Below are 9,992 nucleotides of genomic sequence, written 5' to 3' on the forward strand. Positions count from 1 at the left end.
ACGAGCAGGTCGCCGCGGTGGTGAAGCGGACGCTGGAGAGCAGGCCCAAGAACGCCACGCACTGGTCGACGAGGGCGATGGCCAAGGAGATGGGCTGAAGACGGCGCGCTGCTGCTTGGCCTGCCTGTACGCGGCGTTAAAGGCGTCCATGCCCATGGCCTCGGGGATGAGACCGGAGGAGCAGGGGGCCAGCAGCGGCTCCGTGGGGAGCATCGTGCCAGGGAAGGCGGAGCAGCACGGGCGTTGGCACGGGGGCGTGTGAGGGGCACCGACAACGCGCGGCTGAGCAGCGCTATCGGTCGTGCGGCGGGCCGGGCGGGTGTGGTGGCGGGGGCGGGATAGTAATGATGCCGGGCGCGGTCTCAGGCCAGACCAGCAGGACGGGGCAGGGGGCGTGGTCCACGATGAAGCGGCTGGCGGGGCCGAGGCTGCGCGGCCCGAGGCGGGTGCGGTCGCCGTCGCGGGCGAGGATGAGCAGGTCCGCGCCCTCGGCGGCGGCGACGACTTCCCGCTCGACGCGTCCGGTGCGATCCTGCCAGGTGCACGGGCGGCCCAGGCGCTGCGCGGCGTCGGCGAGGAGCTGGTCAGCGGAGGCGGCGGCCAGGTGCTCCAGGCGGGTGCCGGGGTCGCGTTCGGGGTGGCCGCGGCCGAGCAGGCCGGCGAACGCGCCGTGGGCCGCGCCGGGGACGTCGGCCGGGGTGACGTGGAGCAGGACGATGTTCGCTCCCTCGGGGGTGTGGGTGCGGGCGGCGTCCACACAGGCGGGCCAAGTGCCCTCGACGATCCAGACCACCATGGCCATGGGTTCAGCCTCCTTGGATGACGGTCAGTGAGACCCACAGTGCCCGGACCGCGGCGGCCAGGCCGGCCGGTACGGCATACAGGCCGAGCCGGGTGAACTCCTTCAGCTCCACCTCGGTGTCGTGGGCGTGGACGATGCGCCGCCACAGCAGGGTGGCCAGTGAGCCGGTGTAGGTGAGGTTCGGCCCGATGTTCACCCCGAGCAGCACCGCCAGGACCGCGCCGGGTCCGGACGGGGCGGTCAGCGGCAGCAGCACCAGGACGGCGGGCAGGTTGTTGATCACGTTCGCCAACACGGCAGCCAGCGCCGCGAGGCCCAGCAGCGCGGCAAGGCCGGTTCCGTTGGGGATCAGGGGCCCGAGGGCTGTGTCGAGGCCATTGTCGACGACGGCGCGGACCACGATGCCCAGGGCCAGGACGAAGGCGAGGAACGGCACGGCGCCGGCGTGCAGGATGGCGGTGGGAGTGGTGCGGTGCTGGGCCAGGGCGCGCACGGCGAGGACGGCGGCGCCCGCGAACGCCGCCCAGGCGGGATTGATCCCGAGCGCGGACGTCACCACGAACCCGGCCAGCGTGCACGCCACCGTGGCCAGGGCGAACACCGGCACCTCACGCGGTGGGGCGGTAGCCGGGGCCGTGGCGCCAGCGTCCAGGTCGGTGGCGAAGAACCGGCGGAAAACAACGTACTCGGCGCCGATGGCCACCAGCCAGGGCAGGGCCATCAGGGCGGCGAACCGGGTGAAGCTCAGCCCGCTGGCCGCGAACGCCAGCAGGTTGGTGAGGTTGGAGACTGGCAGTAGCAGCGACGCGGCGTTCGACAGGTGGGTGCAGGCGTACACGTGCGGCCGGGACCGGGCCCCGAGCCGGGCGGCGGTGGCGAACACCACCGGGGTCAGCAGCACAATGGTGGCGTCCAGGCTGAGCACCGCGGTGATCACCGAAGCGAGGGCGAACACCTGCACCAGCAGACGGCGCGGCCGCCCCGCCGCGGTGGGGGCCATCCACGCCCCGCACGCGTGGAACAGGCCCTCGCCGTCGCACAGCTGGGCCAGGACCAGCACAGCCGCCAGGAAGCCGATCACCGGACCCAGCCGGGCAGCCTCGGCGGCTGCGTGGTCCAGGGAGATCGCCCCGGTGGCGATGACCACACCGGCGGCCGGGACAGCGACGACCGCCTCCGGCCAGCCGAACGGGCGGATGACCGCACACGCCAGCACGACCACAAGAAGAACGACGGAGAGAGCCTCCGCCCACGCAGTACTCACCGCGCTATCCTCTCCGGCCCTGCGGTTCGGCGACCGGGGCGGTCGGCTTCCGGGTGAGCGAGGGGTGTCTCTCCACGCGACCTGCGGACGCCGTTTCACGATGACTGCGGATGCCACACCGCGCTGCGGGAAACGGCTAGCCGAATTCGGATGTCACCCGTCGGCTGGGCTCAAGCTGGGGGCAGCCTGGTGCACCCGCATCGACCAGTGGCACTGAAGGCGTTTGCTGGTCCTGCCCTCAGCCGTGTCCACGCGTGACACGACGCGGCGGCGCCGAGGCGCTGGTCCGGGTGGTGGAACTCGCCTGGGACTCGAACGTGCTGGGCCAGCAGGTACCCCTTCGCTGGGTGAAGCTGAAGGCGTGAGCATCAGCAACGAGCGCCCGGTAAGTGCTGAGCAGATCTACACAGCGCTGGCCGCTCTGGCGGCTGAGCCGGTGGCAGATCCGGAGAAGCGACCCAGAGGACCGCAGGAAGAGGACCGTCTGCAGTTGCTGGGCAGGCTGCTGGCGAAAACCGAGCTCGAGATCACCGCCGCAACCCGTCTGACCGAGGAAGAGGAGATCGAGGACGTCCTTGAGACACTGCTCGGCTGGGAGGAACAGGTGGGAACGGATTCCGGCCTGGCGGTCAACGTCCTGACGAACCGGCTGCAGCGCACCGCGGTGCAGGTCTCCGAACCCGAGGCGGAAGAACTGCCACCGGGCCGGGAGGCCGCCTTCGCCGCCGTCATGACAGCGGTGTACACGCTGGGCGCCCAGCTGCACGCCGAGCGCGGCGACACGGAGGGAACCCGAAGCGCTCTGAGCGGGGCGGAAGAAGCCCTCATCGACACCCTGCAAGGCATGCATGACCTGCGCGTCTCCATCGGCGACGCGCTCGGGCCGGAGGACGAAGCCGCCGGCTGACCAGTTCGGCAACCGACCTGCAAGAGCTCAGGACGGGAGCCGGCCCAAGACCGCAGCCTCTCCCGGGCGGACTGTGGCCGCCGGGGAGATGAACTGCCGCGGGAACGAGCCAGCAGGCCACGGCGAATATTGGCGGTCGCGCGGAACCGGTTGCATGCCCAGCATGGGAGGTCCCCGACACGGTAAAGGAGTTCAGCACCCCGCTTGCCCACTGGGGCCGGAAAACTGGGGTCCTTGGCGCGGGCGCAGCGCAGCAAGGGTGATCTCCGGCAGGTTCCGTCGATGGGTCGCGATCTGGCTGCGGGGAGACCCAAAAGCCGTTGACGCGATCAACGAGCGTCACACCGCGTCCGTACCGATTTCAGCCCGCACGCTGGCCCGTGCCACGACTGATGTGCCGCGGCTGACTCCGGGGGAGGGCTGCACACGCCGCTGCACAGGTGTTTCCGAGAACACGGGCGGCACCGTCGGAACCCGAGCGCAGAAACGACTCAGCCTGCAAGCAGACCCGGCAGCGGCCACGATACCGCCGAAGACCCAAGTATCCTTCACATCTTCTCCGTCAAGCCGTCACTTTCCGGTCACTTTCTGTGTAAGCTCCTGGCGCTCCATTCGCACCACTGAGGGGGGATTCCTCATGCGTACCCGCTACGCCCTGGCGGCCGCCGCCACCGCCGCCCTGACGGCCGTGCTCACCGCCGCACCGGCACAGGCCACCGAGTACACCTCCGCCCTGAAGATCAAGGGCGTGCAGTACAACGCACCCGGCCCGGACTCCAACCGGTGCTCCGGCGGCAACACCAAGGACGAATACCTCACGATCAAGAACTACTCGCGCAGCACGACCGTCAACCTCAAGGGCTACGTCGTCAAGGACGCCACCGGCAACCACTTCACCTTCCCCGCCAACCACTACCTGCAGCCCGGCGACTACGTGAAGCTGCGCGGCGGCCACGGCACCGACTCCGACGCCCACAACGTCGTCTACCGCCAGAACTGCAACTTCATCTGGAACAACGACAAGGACACCATCTACCTGTACAAGTCCTCCGGAGCCCACGCCGACACCCACTCCTACACCAGCGCCGGCTCCGACCCCGACGGCAACGGCTACATCACCTACCACGGCTGACCCGACCATCCACGACGAGCGGCCGCCGCACCGCGCGGCGGCCGCTCTGGTGCGGCTACGGCCAGGGGCCGTAGCCGCTGGCCGCTTGGACCCGCCGAGGTGGCGGTGGCTGGGCATAAGCGCAGGCACGACCACCGCGGGCAAGCCCGCCAAATTCTGGCCATGAACCTATAGCTCAAGATCGGGGTGACGAGGCCGGGCAGCGCCAGCCGGGGAACCGCGGCCCGGCGGTGATGGGATACGCCTGTGCCAGAGCCTTCTCGTCCTCCGCGCCGGCCGCCGGGGACGATGCGGCGGTTGTACTGTCCGCCGCCGCAGATCCGTGACTCGCGTACAGGACGGTGCTCTTCTGCTTTGTGCGCTCGACGGCGCTCTTCGCGACGAGCCGCTCAAGGGTGTTGCGTACGACGTTGGTGTTCCGGGCGCGCTCGGGGTACTCCCTCTCCAACTCGCTGGTGACCTCGGCAGCCGTGCGCGGTTGCCCGGAATGCTTGTCCAGGATTTGCTTGAGAAGATCGCCCAGCGAAGGCTCGGTGGCCTTGTTCGCCGCCGACTTGTCCGCCGAGGCCTTGGCCGCGGTCTTCTCGGCAGCCTTCCTCGTCGGGGCGGCCCACTTGGCGGCCGCCTTCTTGGCCGGAGCCACGGCGCTGCTGGTCTCCTGGTGCCGCGGCTGCGGCACGGCCGCCTCCTCCGGCGCGTGGGTGAGCTCCTGCGGCCCGGTCACCGCAGCATGTGCCGCACCCCCGGCGGAGTCCGGGCCGGCAGTCGCGGCAGCCAGAGCGCTCTGCAATCTGAGCAGCACCTCCTCCCCCGCCTGCAACTGCTTCAGACGCGCACGGAGGTTCTCCTGCTCACTGCGGTTAGCCTCAAGCTCGCTGGCAAAACGCCCCGCGTACTTGTCTGAATGGTGGCAGCCTCATCGGCCACGGCCCTCACGCTCCTTGATGCCTGGTGTGTCGCGCCGGATGCTACCCACCCGTAGGACTCCATAGCTGACGTCCCGGCACATCACACCTGTACGAGCACCACACGCCGTTGGCCTGCCGCTTTGACGGACGCCAGGCCGGCGCTGCGGAGCCCGGGTCTTCGCGCGGGACCGTGGGGCGCCGTGAGGCCTCGCGAGCGCTCTGCACGGCGGGCGGCGTAGGGTCGTTGCGGATGTTGAGGGGGAAGCCTTGACCAGCGACGAATGGGTGGAGAGCGCGGCCTGCCGCAGTGCCGACCCGGACGAACTCTTTGTCCAGGGGACACAGCAGAACCGGGCCAAGATGCTCTGCCATGGGTGCCTGGTACGCGCCGAATGCCTGGCCGAAGCCCTCGACAACCGCATCGAGTTCGGCGTATGGGGCGGAATGACCGAGCGCGAGCGCCGGACCCTGCTGCGCCGCAGACCCGACGTCGCATCCTGGCGAGCAGTACTCGAGGAAGCACGCCAGGCGTTCGAACACCCCACAGCCGACTGACCGCAGGACAGCAGGCCCGCGCCGGATGGGTGACAGTCCATCAACCACCAGCTTGTCGGCCGCCCTCGGCGGGCCAGAGTCCGCTTCACTGGCAGCCTCGCCCTGTGCAAGCCGATTCAGACGGCCTGCCGCACGACCATCTCCTCGACGCCCCGCTCCCCCATGGCCGAGCAGGGTGTGAAGCTGAGCCGGGACACCGCGCCGCGGATGCTGCTCACCGACAGGCTCGGGCTGGATGCCCTGCCCGTGCCGACGCCGCTCGAGGTGACGCAAGCCTGATGCCATGCATGAGGCCCGGCCCAGGATGCCCCAGGGCCTTTGTCACGTGCCCATGACTTCGTCGAGACGCTTGTTGACCGCGTTGATGTGCTTGATGCCGATGTCCATTTCGGAGGCCATCAGGTCGAACTCTGTCTGATCGCCGCTGACGGCGCCGGTGGTGCAGGCGGTCGCCGATCTCCCGAGGTGTTCGAGGGCCAGATTCCAGCGCTTGTCCGTTGCCGGGTCTGGAACTGGGTCTCCTTGTTCGGCAGCCTCGATGTCAGCGGTGAGGGTGGAGCAACTGTCCCGGAGCCCGTCGAGGTCGACGGGTCTGAGTCATCGCCGACTTCGCTGAGGTCGTTGAGGAGGGTGGTGAGGGTTTCGCTGCCGCCGTTGTCGCTCCAGTCATGCATTCGTTCGGCGAGACTGGGGGCGTCGCTGGCTTTGATGGCAGGGGGTGCGGCCTTGGCGGTGTTACTGTCCTCGTGCCTGCTGCTGACGAGTAGGCCGACGGTGGCGATGGCGGCAACCGCGACGACAGCCGCCGGGATCGTTATCGCCTTGATGTTCAGCTTCCTGACCGGCGGCGGCTCTGTCCCGACGGGTGGCGGTGTGGCGTCGTAGCTCATGATCCCCCCAGGGCCGATGCTGGAGGATGCATCGTGCCGCGTACGGCTGGCGACGTGCGGAAGTTGTGGCTATTTCGTGCCCAAAATCGGTGAAAATCGCAGCCTGTTGCATGCCGGAACCTTCGTCGTGTCAGACGTTTCATCCTGCGTGTTCCAAGCCCTGATCGTGGTGGTGGCTGCGGGGCCGTGGGCCAGATACGTGGCGGTTGCGTTCCTGGCGCCAGCGGCGAATGCCAACGACAACGACCCGTACGACTCAAGTGACAGCAGCCTCCATTGTCTCCCTGACCGACCCGAGGCGCGCCCGCGCGCACCTGAAGAGCTCATGACCGTGCCCGGTACTCAGAGCCGCGTGGCGTTCGGCCGCCGCAATGGCGGTCGTCAGCGGGTTTGGACCCTCGGCCCAGGCATCGGCACGTCAAGGCCGCCGAACAACACGCCCTTGCCGAGCCCCGGGAGATACCCAGTCCGGGAACCCGTGAGGTTTTTGTGTTGGACCCCTTGATCAGGGGGCAGAACGCCGACTGCTGGGGCTATGTGGTGTGCATAGCTTCAATTGGACGCTGTGTAAGACGAGTTGTGCGGGGCGAGGGCGCCGCGGTCGTCACCCTGTGGCGTGCTGCGCCGCAACACGCAGAAGGGGGAGTCCATGGTCGCTAGAGGGCAAGGAAGTGATGTCCTCGAGCCATCGCAAGTGCGCATCCTCTCGACTACTGGCGAGGTGATCGGCGCCGGGTTTCTCGTCGCCGCCGATGTGGTCTGCACCTGCGCCCATACCGTCGCCCGGGCGCTCGAGATGCCGGACAGCCTGCAGCGGGCCCCTGGCAAGCCTGTGGACCTTGACTTTCCGCTTCTCGGAGGCCGTCCGCGTGGGCGGGCGACGGTGGTGTCGTGGCGTCACAACGGGGTGGACGTTGCGCTGTTGCGCCTGGATGCGGTGCTTGAGGACGCGCGGCCGGTGCAACTGGTTGACGGGACCGGTGTGTGGGGGCACACCTTCCGGGCGTTCGGCTATCCGGTCGGCGACGACGACGGCGTGTGGGCGTCGGGCACTCTGCGTGCCGGGCAGGGCTCGGGCTGGGTGCAGATGGAAGGGCACGGCATCGCGGAGGGGTTCAGCGGGGCGCCGGTCTGGGACGATGCACAGAACGGCGTTGTCGGGATGCTGGTTGCCGCGCACTGGGGCGAGGCCAGAGCGTATCTGGTGCCATCGGCGGACCTGGTTGACGAAGGGACGCTGCTGCCTCGCTGCCCGTTTCAGGGGCTGGCGGCGTTCACGGAGGAGGCGGCGGAGTTCTTCCGTGGCCGGGACGACGACATCGCCCGCCTGTACACGGCGGTTTGCCGGGAGTCGGTGACGCTGGTGGCGGGGCCTTCCGGGTGCGGGAAGTCGTCCCTTGTACGGGCGGGGTTGCTGCCTGTCTTGCGGGCTGAGGGCATGCGCGTGTCGGAGTTGCGGCCCGTGCATGGCGTGCGGGCGGCTGCCGTGCTTGCTGGAGCGCTGACTGGAGTGCTGGAGCCTGGGCTGGGTGAGATCGAGCGACTCGCCAGGGCCGAGGAGTTGGCCGGGCTCCTGGAGAGCACTGCCGATGTGCCGGCCCAGCTGCGCCGCAGCCTTCTTGCCCATGGCGAGAGCGGTGGACACATCCTCTTCGTCGACCAGCTCGAGGAGTACGTGCGTGCCGATCCGGCCGCTGGGCGCGACCTGTTCGGGCTGCTCGCCGCCCTGGCAGGCGACGACGGCACTGCCGTATGCCGGGTCGTCGCCACTGCCCGGCCCGATTCCCTCGACGTGCTGGTGACGGCCGGCACGTCCGGCCTGGTCAGCAACGCGGTGCAGTTTCTCGCTCCGCTGGCTTGCGATGCGATGGAGCGGGCGGTGACCGGGCCTGTCGAGGCCGTGCCCGGGTTGTGGTTCGAGCCGGGGCTGCCGGAGCGGATCGTCGCCGACGCGGGCGACGAGCCCGGGCGGATGCCGCTGGTCCAGTTCGCTCTGACCGAGTTGTGGGAGCGCCGCAGCCGCTCGATGCTCACCCACGCCGCCTACAACGAGCTGGGCGGCGTCGCAGGCGCCCTCGTCGGCTACGCGGACGACGCGCTGGCCGTGCTGTCCCCGATCCAACAGAACTGCGCGGGACGGCTGTTCGTTCAGCTGGCCCGGCCCAGTGACGGCGACGCTTTCTCCCGCAGGCCCACCCTCGCCGCCGACCTCGCCCCCGAGCTCCTCGCGCTCGCCCGGGACCTGGCCCCCGGCAAACTCGTCGTCCTCTCCCGCGCCCCGGGCGACGCCGAGGGAGAGGAGATCGTCGACCTGGCACACGAGGCACTGACCGAGCTGTGGCCCCGCCTGCGGAAATGGCTCGTCGATTCCCGCGACTTCCGTGCCTGGCAGGAACAGCTCCGGGCCGACCTGAACCGATGGCACACCCAGCACCGAGAGCCTGCACGCCTTTTGAGCGGAACCGACTTGGCCGAGGCCGACCGGATACTGGCCGAGCGCCCCGAGGACATCTCCGCCGATGAGCGCGACTACATCATCCTCAGCCGCCGCCACTCCCGGCGCGGCGCCCGTATCAAGCAGACGGTCGTCGCGGCGCTCGCTGTGCTGACGGTGCTCGCCGTGGTGCTGGCGCTCTCCACGTGGCAGAGCCTCAAGCGCACCGAGCAGCAGTTGCGCATCCAGGCCGCGGGCCTGCTGGCCCAGGCCGCCGAGGACCGCCCCGGCAGCGACCCCGCCACGGCGTTGCAGCTCGCCCTGGCCGCATGGAACACCCATCACAGCGCGAAGACCCAGCAGGCCCTGTTGCACCAGTACGCGCGGGACCAGTACCTGCTGGGCAGCTACCCGGCCCTGTGGCGGGGCCGGGTCACCGGCATCGACGCCACCCCGGACGGCCGTACCCTCGTGATGCAGTCGAAGCCCTCGGGCGGCGACCGGTCGACGGTCACCATGGTCACGGGCGTCCTCCAGGGACGGCCCCGGGCAGCGGAGTTAAACGCGCGATGTTCCTGTCCGCGTTCGCCGCCCTGCACGATCCCGCCTCCCGCACCTACTACGACCGATGCCGGGCCCGGGGAAAGACCCACACCCAGGCACTTCTCCGCCTGGCCCGCCAACGGATCAACGTGCTGTTCGCGATGCTCCGCGACGGCACCTTCTACGAACCCCGAACCCCACGCCTCGCTTGACGAAAGACATAGAGGCACCCCCCCCGACTGGCCCGGGCACTCACTGCAGCCCTGCGTGAGATCCGCGAACGCCCCCTGCGACCCCGGCGCCTGCGCGCCAACCCCCGCGTCATCAAACGCAAGATGTCCGACTGGAAACTCAAGCGCACCCAGCACCGCAGCCCACCCCGGCCCGACACTCCCAGCGTCACGCTCGTCGGACCGACCAAGCCCAAACCCACACGCCGGAAAACACCCTAAATCACCGGTATGACTCTGCTGGTGATGTTGGGTGGGTCATGCGGTGGCTGAACACAGAGTGCGGAAGTGTGTGGCCCGGCGTTGTGTTCGGGGTGCGGTGTCGAT

Annotated in this window: 7 protein-coding genes and 2 pseudogenes; 5 read left to right on the plus strand and 4 right to left on the minus strand. The window is 69.4% G+C overall.

Features of this window, described 5'->3' with window-relative positions; translation table 11 throughout:
• Positions 1-292 precede the first annotated feature (292 nt).
• On the minus strand, positions 293-802 hold the full coding sequence (locus ACZ4EG_RS46260; RefSeq protein WP_467795011.1) for a universal stress protein: 510 nt from the start codon (positions 800-802) through the stop codon (positions 293-295).
• 4 nt (positions 803-806) lie between these two features.
• Positions 807-2,066 (minus strand): SLC13 family permease, encoded by a 1,260-nt coding sequence (locus tag ACZ4EG_RS46265; protein WP_467795012.1) that lies wholly within the window; start codon positions 2,064-2,066, stop codon positions 807-809.
• 361 nt (positions 2,067-2,427) lie between these two features.
• On the opposite strand from ACZ4EG_RS46265, the gene ACZ4EG_RS46270 reads away from it, so the two are divergent.
• Together ACZ4EG_RS46270 and ACZ4EG_RS46275 are read left to right on the plus strand one after the other, a co-directional pair.
• Positions 2,428-2,973, plus strand: a complete 546-nt coding sequence (locus ACZ4EG_RS46270) for a hypothetical protein (RefSeq protein ID WP_467795013.1) — start codon at positions 2,428-2,430, stop codon at positions 2,971-2,973.
• Positions 2,974-3,610: 637 nt separating this feature from the next.
• Positions 3,611-4,105, plus strand: coding sequence for a lamin tail domain-containing protein (locus ACZ4EG_RS46275; protein WP_467795014.1), 495 nt, complete (start codon positions 3,611-3,613; stop codon positions 4,103-4,105).
• Positions 4,106-4,280: 175 nt separating this feature from the next.
• On the opposite strand, the gene ACZ4EG_RS46280 is transcribed toward ACZ4EG_RS46275, so the two are convergent.
• Positions 4,281-4,829: a hypothetical protein gene (locus ACZ4EG_RS46280; RefSeq protein ID WP_467795015.1), complete on the minus strand. Its 549-nt coding sequence runs from the start codon at positions 4,827-4,829 to the stop codon at positions 4,281-4,283.
• 451 nt (positions 4,830-5,280) lie between these two features.
• On the opposite strand from ACZ4EG_RS46280, the gene ACZ4EG_RS46285 reads away from it, so the two are divergent.
• Complete coding sequence (locus ACZ4EG_RS46285; protein WP_467795016.1) at positions 5,281-5,568, plus strand: WhiB family transcriptional regulator; 288 nt, start codon at positions 5,281-5,283, stop codon at positions 5,566-5,568.
• Positions 5,569-5,966: 398 nt separating this feature from the next.
• Here ACZ4EG_RS46285 and ACZ4EG_RS46290 read toward each other — a convergent pair whose 3' ends face one another.
• The gene (locus tag ACZ4EG_RS46290; RefSeq protein WP_467795017.1) at positions 5,967-6,458 is read right to left on the minus strand and encodes a hypothetical protein; all 492 of its coding nucleotides are present in this window, start codon (positions 6,456-6,458) and stop codon (positions 5,967-5,969) included.
• A gap of 649 nt (positions 6,459-7,107) precedes the next feature.
• Here ACZ4EG_RS46290 and ACZ4EG_RS46295 point away from each other — a divergent pair.
• Both ACZ4EG_RS46295 and ACZ4EG_RS46300 read left to right on the plus strand, forming a co-directional pair.
• Positions 7,108-8,889, plus strand: a pseudogene (locus ACZ4EG_RS46295) (serine protease); the annotation flags it as partial.
• Positions 8,890-9,449: 560 nt separating this feature from the next.
• Positions 9,450-9,647 (plus strand): annotated as a pseudogene (locus ACZ4EG_RS46300) (IS110 family transposase); the annotation flags it as partial.
• Positions 9,648-9,992 lie beyond the last annotated feature (345 nt).

The sequence above is a fragment of the Streptomyces sp. NPDC025638 genome (assembly GCF_055558775.1).